This window comes from Saccharothrix sp. (assembly GCF_031180885.1).
Taxonomy (GTDB): domain Bacteria; phylum Actinomycetota; class Actinomycetes; order Mycobacteriales; family Pseudonocardiaceae; genus Actinosynnema.
This window is the reverse complement of sequence record NZ_JAPSLK010000016.1, coordinates 67,647-83,428: the sequence shown is the minus strand read 5'-3', so window position 1 is coordinate 83,428 and position 15,782 is coordinate 67,647. Positions and strand designations below refer to the sequence as shown.

The following is a 15,782-nucleotide window of genomic DNA, read 5'->3' as shown; positions in this document are numbered from 1 at the left end:
GGATCAGCAGAACACCTCGGTCAGCAGTTCCTGCGCGCCCGCGCCGTCGCCGCCGGCCGGGGACGACGTGAAGGAGCCCACCAGGCGGGTCTTCGTGTCGCGGGTGCTGCCCAGGAAGCTGCTGTACCCCGGGATGCCGCCACTGTGGCCGTACACGGTCACGCCGCACGGCAGTTCACTGACCTCGAGGCCCAGGCCGTACTCGCTGCTGACGGGCGTGGTCTTCGTCAGCTCGGCCAGTTGCGCGGGCGCGAGGACCCGGCCGTCGAGCAGGGCGTCGACGAACCGGTCGAGGTCGGCGGTCGTGGAGATCATCTCGCCGGCCGCGTAGGCCACCGACGGGTTCAGGCGCGTGACGTCCACGTCCTTGCCGTCGACCCGGTAGTAGCCGTGCGCGTGCGGGCCGGGGATGCCGACCCGGTCGCCCGGCACGGACGTCGAGCGCAGGCCCAGCGGGCGCAGGATGCGCTTCTCGACGGCCTCCCCGTACGGGCGGCCGGTGACCTCCTCGATCAGCAGGCCGGCCACGACGTAGTTGGTGTTGGAGTAGTTCCACGACGTGCCGGGCGGGAAGTCCAGCGGCTTGGCCGTCGCGAGGGCCACCAGCTCCCGCGGCTCCCAGTGCTTGAACCGGATCCTCTCGAAGCCGGCCGGGTCCAGCGCCACGGACTCCGTGTAGTTGTGCAGGCCGCTGGTGTGCTGGAGGACGTGCCGCACGGTGATGCCGTCCGGGACCAGACCCGGCAGGTACGTGCCGACCGGCTCGTCCAGCGCCACCCGGCCCTCGCCGACCAGTTGCAGCACCACGGTCGACACGAACGTCTTGGTGATGCTGCCGACCCGGAACCGGCCGTCCGGCGGCACCGGCTTGTCCTTGCCGATCTCCGCGACACCGCTGCGCGCGGTGAACTGCTGCCGCCCGTTGGTGATCCGGACCTGCGCGCCCGCCGCACCGCCCGCGGTGGTCAGCTTGTCCAGCGCCGCCTGGACCACCTCGCGGTCGATCCGCCCGGACGCCTCGACGGGCTCGGCGACCGCCGTGCCGCCGATGCCCAGCGCCGCCATCCCCACGACGGCGGCCAGGGCGATTCCCCTCTTGCGCATTGCCCCTCCTAGTCGGCCGTCCCCCTGACGGCCCGAGGAACCCGAGTCTGGTGGTCCACGACCTCCCGCCACGACCCTCCGAGGGCTGAACCGGGGCGCTACTTCAGTCGTACCCACCCTTAGTGGTCGAACCTCGGTGGAAACGCTTTCCCAGCCCGATCCACTAGTCCGTTCGAGTGACAGAAGTGGTCTAGACCTTGACCGTGAAGTGGTCTGAACCACATGTTCTTCACAACCCTGCACTCCTTCCCTGACGAGGAGCACGATGTCCAAGACCCGATGGCATCTCACAGCGTTGGTCGTGGCGGTGGCCTCGACCGTGCTCGGCCTGGTCCTGGTGCCGGCGGCGAGCGGCGCGGGTGGCCTCGGCGCCACCTTCACCAAGGGCTCCGACTGGGGCACCGGCTACGAGGGCAAGTACACGATCACGAACAACAGCTCCGCGCCGATCTCGACGTGGACCGTCGAGTTCGACCTGCCGTCCGGCCACCGGGTCGGCTCCCTGTGGGACGGCAGCTACACCGCCAGCGGCCAGCACGTGACCGTCAAGCCGACCTGGAACGGCTCGCTGGCCGTCGGCGCCTCGACGAGCTTCGGCTTCAACATCACGTACTCGGGCGCGTACTCCGGCCCGCAGAACTGCAAGCTCAACGGCGCGTCCTGTGACGCCGGCGGTGGCACCACGACGACCACCACCACGACCACCACGACGACGACCAGCACCACCACCACGTCGCCGACGACCACGACGACCACCACCACGACGGTCCCGCCCACCGGTTACAAGAACCTGGGCTACTTCGTGCAGTGGGGCGTCTACGGCCGCAACTACCACGTCAAGAACATCCACACCTCCGGCTCGGCCGCGAAGCTGACGCACATCAACTACGCGTTCGGCAACGTCACCGGCGGCAAGTGCACCGCGAACGACGACACCTACGCCGACTACGACAAGTTCTACGGCGCGGACACCTCCGTCGACGGCACCTCGGATTCCTGGGACGCGGGCGCCCTGCGCGGCAACTTCAACCAGCTGCGCAAGCTGAAGAAGATGTACCCGCACATCAAGGTGCTGTGGTCGTTCGGCGGCTGGACCTGGTCCGGCGGCTTCGGCGCGGCGGCGCAGAACCCGGCCGCGTTCGCCGAGTCCTGCTACAAGCTGGTCGAGGACCCGCGCTGGGCGGACGTGTTCGACGGCATCGACATCGACTGGGAGTACCCCAACGCCTGCGGCCTGAGCTGCGACACCTCCGGCCCCGAGGCCTACAAGAACCTCATGCAGGCCCTGCGCGCCCGCTTCGGCACCGGCAACCTGGTCACCGCCGCCATCCCGGCCGACGCCTCGGCCGGCGGCAAGCTCGACGCCGCGAACTACGGCGGCGCCGCGCAGTACGTCGACTGGTACAACGTCATGACCTACGACTTCTTCGGCGCCTGGGCGGCGCAGGGCCCGACGGCCCCGCACTCGCCGCTGACGTCCTACGCGGGCATCCCGCAGCAGGGCTACCACAGCCAGGCCGCCATCGAGAAGCTGAAGGCGAGGGGCGTCCCGGCGTCCAAGCTCCTGCTGGGCATCGGCTTCTACGGCCGCGGCTGGACCGGCGTCACCCAGTCCACCCCGGGCGGCACCGCGACCGACGGCGCCCCCGGCACGTACGAGAAGGGCATCGAGGACTACAAGGTCCTCAAGACCAAGTGCCCGGCCAACGGCACCGTCGCCGGCACGGCGTACGCGCACTGCGGCAACCAGTGGTGGAGCTACGACACCCCGTCCACCATCGGCGGCAAGATGTCGTGGGCGAAGCAGCAGAACCTGGGCGGCGCCTTCTTCTGGGAGCTGTCCGGCGACACCACCAACGGTGAACTGATCACGGCGATCGGCAACGGCCTGCGCTGACTCGGGTTCCCAACGGAAAGGCCCCGCGGACGTCTCCCAGCGGGGCCTTTCCCCATTCCCGACAAGGTTTTCCCGGCCCGCGTGGAGCGCGTTGCGTGAACGGCGGAGCGAGCAAGCGAAGAGGCGGCCCGTCATCGCGGACCGCCTCTTGGCCGGTGGGTCGCAACCGCGTGGACCTGCTACAGGGTCAGGCTCCACGAGTCGATGTACCCGGTGTCCGCCGAGTACACGTCCTGGACCTGCAACTTCCAAGTCCCGTTCCGCACCTCGGTCGACACGTTCGCCGTGTACGTGGTGTCGATGTTGTCCGCCGAGTCGTTGTTGGACGACTTCAGCCGGTACGTCGAGCCGTCCGGCGCCACCAGGTCGATGACCAGGTCACCCCGGTAGGTGTGCTTGATGTGCACCTCGACCGCGGACGTCGCCGACGCGTTGCCGGTGCAGTCCGCGATGGTGATGGTGCTGCTGACCGCCGCGCCGTTGTCCGGGATGTTCACGTCGGTCGCGTTGGTCGCGGTCGGGCAGGCGCCGGGGGTGCCACCGCCGCCGCCGTACGGGTTGGCCGCCTTCTTGGCCGCGTACGTCAGCATCGGCTTGACCTTCGGCCAGAACGTGGACGCCTGGCAGGAGAACGACGGGAAGAAGCCGCTGCACGTGCCCGAACCCGGGCCGATCTCCCACACGAACGAGGCCGTGCCCAGGTCGTCGTACACCCAGTCGTCGGTCGCGCCCGCGGCGTTGTACAGCACCTCGCCGGGCTGGCCGTACTGCCAACCGCCCGCGATGTTCGCCATGTCCCGCGCCATGCCCCGGAGCGCGGCGTCGTTGCCGGTCTTGTAGGACGTGGTCCAGCCCCACGGGAAGAGGATCAGGTTCGAGTAGCTGTGCATGGAGATCACGACACCGGTGGTGTCGGCGGGCGCGGCGTCGGTGGTGCCGGTGCCGCGGCGGTCCTTGTACAGGTTGCGCCACAACGACTGCAGCGCCTTGGTCTCGACCTCGGAGTTGGCCGCAGGGCCCTTGTAGGTCTGGTCGCACGGGTTGGACGACGTGCCGGCGCCGCCCCAGTGCGAGTCGGTGTTGCGGTTCAGGTCGACGCCGATGTGCGACGAGGACGTGCCGGAGCAGTTGGAACCGTTGGTGGTGTTGGCGTTCTTTCGCTGGTAGCGCGGCGTGTTCCCGCCCTGCTGCACGATGTTGACGCCGTCCGGGTTGGCGATCGGCACGACCCACACCTCGGTGGAGTCGAGCAATGCGGTCACCTCGGCGTCGGTGCCGTAGGACTGGGTCAGGTGGTCGATCCAGCGGTAGGCCATGTCGCCGGTGGTCAGCTCACGGGCGTGCAGCTGGCCCATGACGAAGAACCGGGGCTTGGGCGCGGTCGGGCTGAGCGCGCAGTCGCCGGCGTTCTTCTTGGTGATGCAGATGGCGCGCAGGTCGTAGCCGCCGGCGCCCTGGGTCTTGCGCCAGGAGTCGCCGTAGTCGACCACGGTGGTCAGCGACGGGTACTGGGTGCCGACCGCGTCGAGGTGCGCGTACTGGGCGTTGACCGTGCGGTAGCCGCCGTAATAGGTCTCCTCCAGCGCCGCCGCGTCCAGGGATTGCGACTTGCGCTTCGGGGGCTCCCACTGCGGGGCGGGCAGCACCTCGTCGATGACCGAGGTGAAGCCCTCCTTCTTCAGCTTGTCGCCGGTGGCCGAGTCACCGAGGACGAACAGGTTGTCGCCCTCCCGCTGCTCCAGCACGTCGAAGCCGCGGCCGAGCAGGTCCTGGGCGGCTTTGCCCAGCGGCGCGTGGACCTTGTAGACGTACGTGGGGCCGGCGGGGGCGGCGGTCACCTCGGGTGCGGGGCCCGCGGTGCCGGGGACGCCGCCGTTGACCACCGCGGCGGCGGTGACACCGGCTATCGCCAGTGTCACGAGTGAACGTCTGGTCGACTTCACGGTTGTTCCTCCTAGGCAGGGTTGAGCAGGAGGATGGGCCAAATCCGGACCCTTGCACACCCTCCGACCGGCCGTACCTGTTGCTTGTGGGCTCGGCTGTCAACAGGTGCCGCGTGCATCCGGCGCAACACCCTCGTCCTCTGCGACGCTTGACCGTGCCCCTGGGGCACGCCCGAGGCTCGACCGCGTGGAGGAAGTGCGGATGCTGGTCACCCGAGGCGAGTTCGCCCGGCGGTCGCGGCTGTCGCTCAAGGCGTTGCGCCTGTACGAACGGCAGGGCCTGCTGCGCCCGGCGACGGTGGACCCGTTCAACGGCTACCGCCGGTACCACGTGGACCAGCTCGCGGACGCCCGCCTGGTGGCCCTGCTGCGCCGGCTCGACATGCCGCTGGCGGAGGTCGCCCGGGTGGTCGCGGCGGCGGACCGCGCGGCGGTGCTCGCGGCGTACTGGGAGCGGGCCGAGCAGCGGTTCGCGGTGCAGCGGGACCTGGCCGCGCACCTCCACTTCGTGTTGACCGGAGGGAAGGGGTTGCTGGAGATGTACGAGGTCCAGGTGCGGGACGTGCCCGAGCAGGTCGTGCTGACCGAGCAGCGGCACGTGCTGCAGCCGGAACTGGTGGACTGGATGGTCGGCGCGATGACCCGCGTGGAGAAGGCGGCGGGCGAGTTCGGCGGGGTTTCCGACGCCCCGTTCGCGATCTACCACGGCGAGGTGAACGAGGACAGTGACGGCCCGGTGGAGGTGTGCATGCCCATCACGGCCCAGCGTGCCCCGTCGACGGTGCCGGCGCGCGTCGAGCCGGCTCGGCGGGAGGCGTACGTCCGGCTGAAGAAGCGGGAGGTCGAGTACCCGCAGATCCTGTCGGCTTACGACGCGGTGGCGGAGTGGATCAAGGAGCAGGGCTTGGCGGAGGCCGGGTCGCCGCGCGAGGTGTACTGGGGTGATTGGGACTCGGCGGGGCCGGATGACGAGGTGTGCGACGTCGCGTACCCGGTGAAGTAGGCGGTTGGGGTGGCGTGCGCTGTCGGCACGCCACCCGATCGTGTGACATGCAGGATCTGCGACCTTCCGGCGACTCGCGCGTCCCGGTAGATGAGGTGCGCGGGAGGCCGGGTAGGGATGTGGGCGCGGGGAGGGCGGAGGGCAGCCTGGACAGGGCCGAGGGCGGGTTGGGCCGGCGGGTGCGGGCTGTGGAGCGTGGGCGCGGGCCGCGTGGGCGCCGGCTGGGCGGGCACAGGCCGCGCGGGCTGGGCAGGTGCGGGCCGCGCGGGCACGGGCTGGGCGGGCACGGGCTGGGCGGGCACGGGCTGGGCGGGCACGGGCTGGGCGGGCACGGGCTGGGCGGGCACGGGCTGGGCGGGCTGGGCAGGGGTAGGCGGCGGGGCGGGGGTGGTTTTAGGCGGCGGCTGGGGTGTGGGAGGTGGAGGGTTGGCGGGTGGGCATGGATAGGGCGATCAAGGCGCCGACCAGGGCGAAAGTGGCGACCACCGTCATGGACGCTGTGAAGCCTGCCGAGAACGCCGCCGGTGACTCGTAGCCCCCGAACCCCGCGAACACCGCGACCGCCACCGCCACCCCGAACACCCCGCCCAAGATCCGCAGCATCATGAACGCCCCCGATGCCTGCCCGATCTCCGCCGGCCCCACGGCCCCGACGACCGCCTTCTGCGCCGCGGGCATCGCCATGGTCATCCCCACACCGCCCAGCACCAGCGCGGGCAACACAGTCGCGTAGCCCGAGCCCACGCCCAGAGCCGCGGCCAACCCGGAATCCCCGCCCCTCGTCGCCGCGATCCAACCCGCGCCGACGGTCTGCAACAACAACCCGCCGACCACGAAAGTGCGCTCGCCGTAACGATCCACCAACCGCCCCGCGATCGGCGCGCACACCATCAACGTCCCCGTCCACGGCACCAGCCGCAGCCCGGCCTCCAACGGCGTGTCCCCCTGCGCCACCTGGAAGTACTGCGCCAGGAAGAACAACGTCCCGTACAACGACGCGAACATGCAGAAGTTCGCCGGGTTCGCCGTCGCGAACGCCCGCAGCCGGAAGAACCGCATCGGCAGCATGGGCGCCGGCGTCCGCCGTTCCCACAGGACGAAAACCACCACCAGCGCGACCCCCAGCGCCAACGCCCCGACCACCTCGACGCTCAGCCACCCCGCCGCGTTCGCCCGCACCAACCCCCACACCACACCGAACGCACCCGCGGTCACCAGCAGCACCCCGACCAGGTCCAGCCGGGCCGGAGCGCCGAAACCCTCGTCGACCCGGCGGGTCGCCAGCGCGATCGCGACCACCCCGATCGGCAGGTTCAGCCAGAAGATCCACTGCCACGCCAACCCGTCGACCACGACCCCGCCGACGAACGGCCCGCTCGCCGTCGCCAAGCCGGTCAACCCCAGGTACAACCCCATCGCCCGCCCCCGCTGCGCCGCCGGGAACGCAGCGCTGACCAGCGTCAACGACAACGGCAGCACCATCGCCGCGCCAACCCCCTGCGCCGCCCGGGAGAGGATCAGCACCCCGATGTCCGGCGACAACGCGCAAGCCGCCGACGCCGCCGTGAACACCGCCAGCCCGACCACGAACACCCGCCGCCGCCCGAACCGGTCCCCCAGCGCCGACCCGGTCAGCAGCAGCACCGCGAACGTCAGGTTGTACGCGTTGACGGTCCACTCCAGCGACTCGACCGACGCCCCCAGGTCCTCCCGGATCGTGGCCAACGCGGTCGTCACCACCATGCTGTCCAGGGCGACCATGAACGACGCCAGGGACGCCAGCGCCAACACCCACCTCTGCCGCACGGTCACCGGTGGTCTCCCCGCAACGACCGGGGCAGCCCGAACGCCGCCGGCAGCGCGTTGTCGACGAACCGGGTCACCGCCGGCACCCGGTCCCCGGCCGGCGTCAGCACGATCACGCCGTGCGCCCGCGGGATCGGGGTGAGCACGTACGCGCCGAACGCCGGCTGCCCGTTCGCCCGGGTCGGCACCAGCCGGTGCCGCCTGCCGTCGCGCATGGCGACCGACACAAGACAGTTCCGGACATCCGCCAATCCCTGGTACGCCAAGGGCAGCGGAGGCATGGTCAGCCGGACGTCGTCGCTGAGCAGGGCCACCACCGCGGCCACGTCCCCGGCCTCGAACGCGCGAACGAAAGCGTCCACCACCCGGCGTTCCCGAGCGGAGTGCGGGAGCGGAGCGGAGTGCGCGGACGGGGCCGAGTGCGGAAGCGGGGCAGCGTGCGCGAGCGGCGCGGAGTGCGCGGACGGGAAAGTGCCGGGCATGGTGGCGCGGGCGCGTTTCAGGGCCCCGTTCACCGAGTCCGGGGTCGTGTCGAGCATCGCCGCGACCTCGGCGGCCCTGAACCCCAGCACGTCCCGCAGCACCAGCACGACCCGCTGCCTTGGCGGCAACTGCTGGAGCGTCGCCAGGAACGCTGGCGACACCGACTCCCGCACCTCGTACCGGACCTCGGGACCGGGCGCGTGGTCGGCGATCCCGTCCAGCAGGACGTCCGGGTAGGGCTCCAGCCAGACCGGTTCCGCGTGCAGGTGGGACGGTTCGGGCAGCGGGACCTCCGGCCGGTAGTCCGCCGACGGCCTGCGGTCGCCCGCGCGCAACGCGTTCAGGCAGCGGTTGGTCGCGATCCGGTACAGCCACGTCCGCACCGACGCCCACCCCTCGAAGGCGCCGATGCCCCGCCACGCCGCCGGCAAAGTCTCCTGGAGCAGGTCCTCCGCGTCCTGGACGGACCCGAGGATGCGGTAGCAGTGCAGTTGCAGCTCACCGCGGTGCGGCTCGACGAGCGCCCGGAACGCGTCACCGTCCCCCTCACGCGCCAGCGCGAGCAGTTCACCGCCGCGCGCGAGCGGTTCGTCGGCACCCGCCTGGGGTGTCGGTCGCATGGTGGTCCCTCCCAACCCGTGGTCCTCGCACAGGTATGGACACCGGGCACACCGGGAAGTGGTCGCAGTTTCCGCGAAATTGCGTCAGGTTTGACTCAACCGGACGTCGAGAGCGGTGTGCCGGCGGCCCGCGCCGACCGTCCGCACCGCCTGCCCGATCGCCTTCCGCGAACCCACCAGCACCACGAGCTTCTTCGCCCGCGTCACCGCCGTGTAGAGCAGGTTGCGCTGCAACATCAGCCATGCGCTGGTGGTGATTGGGATGACCACGCACGGGTACTCACTGCCCTGCGACCGGTGAATCGTCATGGCGTACGCGTGCGTCAGCTCGTCCAGTTCGGCGAACTCGTAGTCCACGTCCTCGTCCTCGTCCGTCCGAACCGTCACCTTCTGGTCCACGACGTCGATCCCGGTGACGACCCCGAGCGTCCCGTTGAACACCCCGTTGGCGCCCTTGTCGTAGTTGTTCCGGATCTGCGTGACCTTGTCCCCCACCCGGAACACGCGCCCGCCGAACCGCCGCTCCGGCACGTTCGGCCCGGCCGGCGTCAGGGACTCCTGGAGCACCACGTTCAACGCCCCCGCGCCCGCCGCGCCGCGGTGCATGGGCGTGAGCACCTGCACGTCGGTGCGCGGGTCGAGGCCGAACTTGCGCGGGATGCGGGACGCCACCACGTCCACGGTCAGCGCCGCCGCCTCCTCCGCGTCCTCGCAGGGGAACAGGAAGAAGTCCGGCAGGCCCTGGACCAGCGGGTACTCGCCGGAGTTGATGCGGTGCGCGTTGGTCACCACGCCGGACTCCTGCGCCTGCCGGAAGATGTGCGTCAGCCGCACGTGCGGGACGGGGCTGTCGGGCGCCAGCACGTCCCGCAGCACCTCCCCAGCCCCCACCGAGGGCAACTGATCCACGTCGCCGACCAGCAGCAGGTGCGTCCCGGGTGCGATCGCCTTCACCAACTTGTTGGCCAGCAACAGGTCCAGCATCGACGCCTCGTCGACCACGACCAGGTCGGCCTCCAGCGGCCGGTCGCGGTCGTAGGCGGCGTCACCGCCGGGCTTCAGCTCCAGCAGCCGGTGCACGGTGCGCGCCTCGTGCCCGGTCAGCTCGGCCAGCCGCTTCGCCGCCCGCCCGGTGGGCGCGGCCAGCACCACCCGCGCCCGCTTGGCCACCGCCAGCCGCACGATCGACCGCACGGTGAAGCTCTTGCCGCACCCCGGACCGCCGGTCAGCACGGCCACCTTCCGGGTGAGGGCCAACCGGACGGCCTCCTGCTGCTTCTCCTCCAGCGACGCGCCCAGCCACCCGAACGCCCGGTCCCAGTCCACCTCGCGGAACGCCGGCATCCGCTCGGCGTCGGTCCGCAGCAACCGCAGCAGCGACCCGGCCAGCGACACCTCGGCCCGGTGGAAGGGGACCAGGTACACGGCCGCCTCCCCGTCCGGCATGACCTCGCGCACCACCCCCTCCTCGTCGACCAGCTCGGCCAGGCAGTCGATCACCAGCCCCGCGTCGACCTGGAGGATGCGCACGGCGTCCGCGATCAGCTGGTTCTCCGGCAGGAAGCAGTCGCCGTCGCCGGTCGCCTCGGACAGCGTGAACTGCAGGCCGGCCTTCACGCGCTGGGGGCTGTCGTGCGGGATGCCGACCGCCTTCGCGATCACGTCCGCGGTCCGGAACCCGATGCCCCACACGTCACCGGCCAGCCGGTACGGCTCCTGCCGGACGACGTCGATGGACCGGTCCTGGTACTGCTTGTAGATCCGCACGGCGAGAGACGTCGACACGCCGACGCCCTGGAGGAAGACCATCACCTCTTTGATGGCCTTCTGTTCTTCCCACGCCGCAGCGATGAGCTTCGTCCGTTTCGGACCGAGCTTGGGGACCTCGATCAGGCGCTCCGGCGAGTGCTCGATGACGTCCAGCGCGTCGAGGCCGAAGTGGGTGACGATCCGGTCGGCCAGGACCGGGCCGATGCCCTTGATCAGGCCGGAGCCCAGGTAGCGGCGGATGCCCTGGATGGTGGCGGGGAGCACGGACGTGTAGTCGTCGACGACGAACTGGCGGCCGTACTGCGGGTGGGAGCCCCACCGGCCGCGCATCCGGATCGTCTCGCCGGGCTGCACGCCCAAGAGCGAGCCGACGACGGTGACCAGATCGCCGCCGCCGCGCCCGGTGTCCACGCGGGCCACGGTGTAGCCGGTCTCCTCGCTGGCGAACGTGATCCGCTCCAGGGTTGCTTCGAGGACCGCATCCGCCATCCCGCCAACTTATAAGCCCGGACCTCCACGCGCGGCACGTGCCCTCCTGCGCGGCCTCCACACGACGTTCACAACTCTCACCGAGGCTCTCCACCGGCGACACCTACAGTCGGTGCCATGACACGCCGGGTTCTGGTGGTCGAGGACGACCTGACGATCGCCTCGTCGGTGGCCGCGCGGTTGCGTGCCGAGGGGTTCGAAGTCGAGTTGGCGCATGACGGGCCGTCGGCGGTGCGCAAGGCGGGGGACGTGGACCTCGTCGTGCTGGACGTCATGCTGCCGGGGTTCGACGGGTTGGAGGTCTGCCGCCGGATCCAGGCCGACCGGCCGGTACCCGTGCTCATGCTCACCGCCCGGGGTGACGAGACGGACCTGCTGGTGGGGCTCGCGGTCGGCGCGGACGACTACCTGACCAAGCCGTTCTCCATCCGCGAGCTGGCCGCCCGCGTGCACGCCCTGCTGCGCCGGGTGGAGCGGTCCTCGGCCGCCTCCGCCACCCGGATCACCGTCGCGGACCTGGAGATCGACCTCGCCGAACGGCGTGTCCTGCGGGCCGGCGCCGAGGCGCACCTCACGCCGACCGAGTTCGAGCTGCTGGTGCACCTGGCCGAACGGCCGCGCGCCGTCCAGTCCCGGGAACGCCTGCTCAACGAGGTCTGGGGCTGGAACGAGGGCACCGGCACCCGGACCGTGGACAGCCACATCAAGGCGCTGCGGCGCAAGCTCGGCACGGACCTGATCCGCACCGTCCACGGTGTCGGCTACGCCCTGGAGGCACCGCGGTGAAGCTCCGGACAGCGTTCAGCGCGTTCGTCGACTTCCTGCCCAGACCCCTGGACCCGGTCCGCTCGATCAAGCTTAAGCTGGGCATCCTGCTGGTCTCGTCGGGCGCGGCCGGGTTTTCGTTCTTCTGGTACCGCATCGGCTGGCTGCCCTACAGCACGACCACGGGTGCCCTGGTCATCGCCCTGGTGACCTCGCAGGTCCTGGCGCACGGCATGACCCGCCCGCTGCGCGAGATGACCGCGGCGGCCCGCGCGATGCGGCGCGGCGACTACAGCAAGCGGGTCCGGGCCACCGCGCGCGACGAGGTGGGCGAGCTGGCCAGCGCGTTCAACCAGATGGCGGCGGACCTGGCGGCGGCCGACCGGCAGCGCCGGGAGCTGATCGCCAACGTCTCCCACGAGCTGCGCACCCCCATCACCGCCCTCCAGAACGTCCTGGAGAACGTGGTCGACGGCGTGGCCGCCCCGGACGCCCGGACCATGCGCACCGCCCTCGCCCAGACCGAGCGCCTGGGCCGCCTGGTGACCGAGCTGCTGGACCTGTCCCGCATAGACGCCGGCGCGCACCGCCTGACCCTGGCCGAGTTCCCGGTGGCGCCCCTGCTGGCCGACGTGGTGGCGGAGGCCTCGGTGGCGTCCCCGGCGACGAGATTCGTGGTGGACGTCCGCCCGCCGACCGCGACCGTGGTCGCCGACCGGGCCCGCGTCCACCAGGTCCTGGTCAACCTCCTGGACAACGCCGCCCGGCACGGCCCGTCCGGCGGCGAGGTCCGGGTGACCGCGACCTGGGTGGCCCGTGACCTGGTCCTGGAGGTCTCCGACGACGGCCCCGGCATCGCACCGGAGGACCGGGAACGGGTCTTCGAGCGGTTCACCCGGGGTGAGCGGGCCGGCGGGGGCGGCACGGGCCTGGGGCTGAACATCGCCCGCTGGATCATCGACCTGCACGGCGGCAGCATCGCGGTGGTCGACGGCCCCGGCTGTCGCATCCGGGCCACCCTGCCCAGCATTCGGACCGCCACGACGGCCTAGGGCTTCCCTTTTGAGAGGCGTGTCGAGCACACGCCTTGGTCGAACGCGCCCGTTTTCGGGCCGCAAACGTTTTCGGAAGGTCTCATGTCACCCAACCGCGTCCTGCTCACCGGTCTCCTCGGCGGGGCCTGCGCCGCCGTCCTGATCCCGCTCGACGAACCCGGGCTCGGCTGGCTGCTCGCCGCCCTGGTCGTGTTCGCCCTGATCAGGAAGGTCAGACCGGGCTGGGCCGCGCTCAGCCTGCTCCTGTTCGCCACCGGCACGCTGGTCGCCGACGGGGACCTGTTCACCCTGTGCGTGGTGGCCGGGTGCGCCGCCGGGTCGCTGGCCGTCGTCGGCGGGCGGACGGCGAAGGGGCTGCTGCTCGGCTCCGCCGCGGTGCTGATGGCGATCCCGCCGGCGGTGCCGTGGCTGGCGCGCGGGGTCAGGACGTCGGGGTCCAGCCGGATGGCCCGGCCGGTCCTGCTGACCGCCGCGGTGCTCGCGGTGTTCGTGCCGCTGCTGGCCGGGGCGGACGCGGCGTTCGCGGACCTGCTCGGCGAGTCCGTGCCCGAGGTCGACGGGCAGTGGATCGTGGTGTTCCTCGCGGTCGGGCTGGGGGTGGTGGGGGCGTGCCGGCTGGCGGGGTCGCCGAAACCGGAGGAGGTGCCCGGGGAGCGCCGGACGGTGGCGTTGCGGGACTGGGCGATGCCGGTCGGGGCGCTGGTGGCGTTGTTCACGGCGTTCGTCGGGGTGCAGGTCACGACCTTGTTCGGCGGGGACGACTACGTCATCCGGACCGCCGGTGTCACATACGCCGAGTACGCCCGGCGCGGGTTCTGGCAGCTGCTGGCGGTCGCGGTGCTGACGCTCCTCGTGATCGCGGTGGCCGCCCGGGTCGCGGACGACGCCGACCGGACGTGGCTGCGCGGCCTGCTGGGGGCGTTGACCGTGCTCACGCTGGTGATCGTGGCGTCCGCGCTGGCCCGGATGTGGATCTACCAGCAGGCCTACGGGTTCACCACGCTGCGGGTGCTGGTGTCGGCGTGCGAGCTGTGGCTGGCGCTGGTGTACCTGATGGTGCTGGTCGCGGGCGTGCGGATGCGCGGCGGGTGGCTGCCGCGGGCCGTGCTGGCCAGCGGGTTCGTCGGGCTGGTCGGGTTGGCGGTGCTCAACCCGGACCGGTTCACCGCGGAGCGCAACATCGCCCGGTGGCAGGAGACCGGCAAGATCGACCTCCAGTACCTGCGGCGGTTGTCCGTCGACGCCGTCCCGGTGCTGGCCACGCTCCCCGAGCCGATGCGGCAGTGCGTCCTCCAGTACCGGTACGTCAGCGAGGACGACTGGCGGTCGTGGAACCTGGCGCGGAGCCGGGCGCGGGAGGCGTTGCGGGAGTTCCACCCGACGGGGTGTGTGCAGTGATGTGGTTGGTGACCAGGAGCGCGACGACCTTGGCGTGCGTGACGGGTGCCCAGTGGCCGGCGTCGAGCACTCGGCGGCGCAGGTTCGGCACCCAAGGGGTGGCCGCGTCCAGGACGCCATCGGTGACGTAGTTGTCCTTGAGCGGCTGGATGATCTGCACCGGGACGTCCGTGCGCCGGACCCGGGGTGCGCTCAGCCGGGGGATGAAATTGGCGCGGTACAAGGAGATCCCGTTGACGCCGTCCTCGACGATGGTGTCCGGGACGTGCGCCTGCACACCTTCGAGGCGGCGCAACACCTTCGCCCAGCGCGGCCCGATCACCCGCCGCCACACGAACGGGGCGAGGAACGGCAGGTGGAAGGCGAGGATGTACCAGGAGTGCAGCCACTGCTTGAGGTGCTTGACGGTCGGGCGGCGGCGGATCCAGTGGCCGACGTGGTCCAGGCACGGGCCGGAGATCGAGGTGTAGGAGGCGATCCGCGCGCCGGGCGTGGTCACCGCCTCCCACGCCTGGATGGAACCCCAGTCGTGCGCCACGACGTGCACCGGCTGGTCGGGGCTGACCGCGTCGACGACCGCGAACAGGTCGCGGGCCAGCACCGGCAGCCGGTACCCGGCCAGGTCGCGGGGCTTGCCGGACGCGCCCGCGCCGCGCACGTCGTAGGTGACGACGTGGTACTCCTCGGCGAGGATCGCGGCGACGGCGTCCCACACGCGGTGGGTGTCGGGGTAGCCGTGCACGAGGACGACCGTGGGGGCGGAGCGGTCGCCGCGCTCGTACACGGACAGCCGCACGCCATCGGATTCGACGAACACGGTTCCCTCCAAGGGCTTCAGGGGTCGGCGGGGTCAGAGGTCGAGCACGAGCCGGTCGTTCGCGGGACGGGCGACGCAGATCCGGACGCCGTCCACCTCGCACGTGCCGCAGAAGCCCTGGCGGCACGAGTGGGGCACGGTCGGGCGCAGGTCTTCGAGGACGTCCAGGGCCGAGCGGTCGGCCGGGACTTGCAGCGTGACCCCGCTGCGGCGCAACACCATCGCGAACAGTCGTCCGTCCACAATGGGCGGTGGTGGGAAGCGCTCGAAGTGCAGGCGGCGGGACGCGAAGGCGTGTCGGACGGCGTCGAGCATCGGTGTCGGACCGCAGCAGTACACCGAGCCGTCGGCCGGGAAGGTGCTGACGATCTCGTGCAGGTCGGTCGGGCCGAACTCGTCGTCCGGGCGGATGTGGGCGTGCTCCGGCAGTTCGTCCAGGAACGGGCTCACCACATCGTCGACTTCTTGGCGTCGTTGCGCGACGGTCAGCCGCAGTGCCCGGTTCACACCCGACTCGGGGCGCGCGGAACCGAGGGGCTGCAACACGAGGTTGTCGGGCTCCATCTCGACCTCCCGCGCCATTGCTACGCCAACGTAGCTTTGTGAAAGCTACGCCACCGTAGCAATATGGG

General features: G+C 71.2%; 12 protein-coding genes. 5 read left to right on the top strand and 7 right to left on the bottom strand.

Features of this window, described 5'->3' with window-relative positions; genetic code table 11:
* Positions 1–3: 3 nt before the first annotated feature.
* Positions 4–1,104, bottom strand: coding sequence for a serine hydrolase domain-containing protein (locus RIN75_RS20360; protein WP_309113563.1), 1,101 nt, complete (start codon positions 1,102–1,104; stop codon positions 4–6).
* A gap of 265 nt (positions 1,105–1,369) precedes the next feature.
* On the opposite strand from RIN75_RS20360, the gene RIN75_RS20355 reads away from it, so the two are divergent.
* Positions 1,370–3,001: a glycosyl hydrolase family 18 protein gene (locus RIN75_RS20355; RefSeq protein ID WP_309113562.1), complete on the top strand. Its 1,632-nt coding sequence runs from the start codon at positions 1,370–1,372 to the stop codon at positions 2,999–3,001.
* 179 nt (positions 3,002–3,180) lie between these two features.
* Here RIN75_RS20355 and RIN75_RS20350 read toward each other — a convergent pair whose 3' ends face one another.
* Positions 3,181–4,920: a M14 family zinc carboxypeptidase gene (locus RIN75_RS20350; RefSeq protein ID WP_309113561.1), complete on the bottom strand. Its 1,740-nt coding sequence runs from the start codon at positions 4,918–4,920 to the stop codon at positions 3,181–3,183.
* Positions 4,921–5,146: 226 nt separating this feature from the next.
* Here RIN75_RS20350 and RIN75_RS20345 point away from each other — a divergent pair, with 226 nt between their 5' ends.
* On the top strand, positions 5,147–5,947 hold the full coding sequence (locus RIN75_RS20345) for a MerR family transcriptional regulator (RefSeq protein WP_309113560.1): 801 nt from the start codon (positions 5,147–5,149) through the stop codon (positions 5,945–5,947).
* Positions 5,948–6,340: 393 nt separating this feature from the next.
* Here RIN75_RS20345 and RIN75_RS20340 read toward each other — a convergent pair whose 3' ends face one another.
* The 3 genes from RIN75_RS20340 to RIN75_RS20330 all read right to left on the bottom strand — a co-directional run bounded on the left by RIN75_RS20340 (position 6,341) and on the right by RIN75_RS20330 (position 11,115).
* The gene (locus RIN75_RS20340) at positions 6,341–7,759 is read right to left on the bottom strand and encodes an MFS transporter (RefSeq protein WP_309113559.1); all 1,419 of its coding nucleotides are present in this window, start codon (positions 7,757–7,759) and stop codon (positions 6,341–6,343) included.
* Entirely contained in the window at positions 7,756–8,856 is a 1,101-nt protein-coding gene (locus RIN75_RS20335) for an RNA polymerase subunit sigma-70 (protein ID WP_309113558.1), read from the bottom strand. Before RIN75_RS20335 ends, RIN75_RS20340 begins: the two co-directional genes overlap by 4 nt.
* Positions 8,857–8,940: 84 nt before the next feature.
* Positions 8,941–11,115, bottom strand: coding sequence for an ATP-dependent RecD-like DNA helicase (locus RIN75_RS20330; RefSeq protein WP_309113557.1), 2,175 nt, complete (start codon positions 11,113–11,115; stop codon positions 8,941–8,943).
* 117 nt (positions 11,116–11,232) lie between these two features.
* Between RIN75_RS20330 and RIN75_RS20325 the strand changes: the two genes are divergently transcribed.
* The 3 genes from RIN75_RS20325 to RIN75_RS20315 all read left to right on the top strand — a co-directional run bounded on the left by RIN75_RS20325 (position 11,233) and on the right by RIN75_RS20315 (position 14,333).
* A complete protein-coding gene (locus RIN75_RS20325; protein ID WP_309113556.1) occupies positions 11,233–11,901 on the top strand; it encodes a response regulator transcription factor in 669 nt (222 codons plus the stop codon).
* Complete coding sequence (locus RIN75_RS20320) at positions 11,898–12,932, top strand: HAMP domain-containing sensor histidine kinase (protein ID WP_309113555.1); 1,035 nt, start codon at positions 11,898–11,900, stop codon at positions 12,930–12,932. The genes RIN75_RS20325 and RIN75_RS20320 overlap by 4 nt, the downstream gene beginning before the upstream one ends.
* Before the next feature lie 84 nt (positions 12,933–13,016).
* Positions 13,017–14,333 (top strand): DUF4173 domain-containing protein, encoded by a 1,317-nt coding sequence (locus RIN75_RS20315; RefSeq protein ID WP_309113554.1) that lies wholly within the window; start codon positions 13,017–13,019, stop codon positions 14,331–14,333.
* Here RIN75_RS20315 and RIN75_RS20310 read toward each other — a convergent pair.
* Together RIN75_RS20310 and RIN75_RS20305 are read right to left on the bottom strand one after the other, a co-directional pair.
* Positions 14,242–15,150, bottom strand: coding sequence for an alpha/beta fold hydrolase (locus tag RIN75_RS20310; RefSeq protein ID WP_309113553.1), 909 nt, complete (start codon positions 15,148–15,150; stop codon positions 14,242–14,244). The two genes, RIN75_RS20315 and RIN75_RS20310, sit on opposite strands and share 92 nt — an antisense overlap.
* A gap of 33 nt (positions 15,151–15,183) precedes the next feature.
* Positions 15,184–15,732, bottom strand: coding sequence for an iron-sulfur cluster-binding domain-containing protein (locus RIN75_RS20305; protein ID WP_309113552.1), 549 nt, complete (start codon positions 15,730–15,732; stop codon positions 15,184–15,186).
* Positions 15,733–15,782: the final 50 nt, after the last annotated feature.

What these genes read in the sequence shown, in the direction of transcription:
- RIN75_RS20360 (WP_309113563.1), bottom strand. Translation starts at nt 1,104, where the DNA reads ATGCGCAAGAGGGGAATCGCCCTGGCCGCCGTCGTGGGGATGGCGGCG.
- RIN75_RS20355 (WP_309113562.1), top strand. Translation starts at nt 1,370, where the DNA reads ATGTCCAAGACCCGATGGCATCTCACAGCGTTGGTCGTGGCGGTGGCC.
- RIN75_RS20345 (WP_309113560.1), top strand. Translation starts at nt 5,147, where the DNA reads ATGCTGGTCACCCGAGGCGAGTTCGCCCGGCGGTCGCGGCTGTCGCTC.
- RIN75_RS20335 (WP_309113558.1), bottom strand. Translation starts at nt 8,856, where the DNA reads ATGCGACCGACACCCCAGGCGGGTGCCGACGAACCGCTCGCGCGCGGC.
- RIN75_RS20330 (WP_309113557.1), bottom strand. Translation starts at nt 11,115, where the DNA reads ATGGCGGATGCGGTCCTCGAAGCAACCCTGGAGCGGATCACGTTCGCC.
- RIN75_RS20325 (WP_309113556.1), top strand. Translation starts at nt 11,233, where the DNA reads ATGACACGCCGGGTTCTGGTGGTCGAGGACGACCTGACGATCGCCTCG.
- RIN75_RS20315 (WP_309113554.1), top strand. Translation starts at nt 13,017, where the DNA reads ATGTCACCCAACCGCGTCCTGCTCACCGGTCTCCTCGGCGGGGCCTGC.
- RIN75_RS20305 (WP_309113552.1), bottom strand. Translation starts at nt 15,732, where the DNA reads ATGGCGCGGGAGGTCGAGATGGAGCCCGACAACCTCGTGTTGCAGCCC.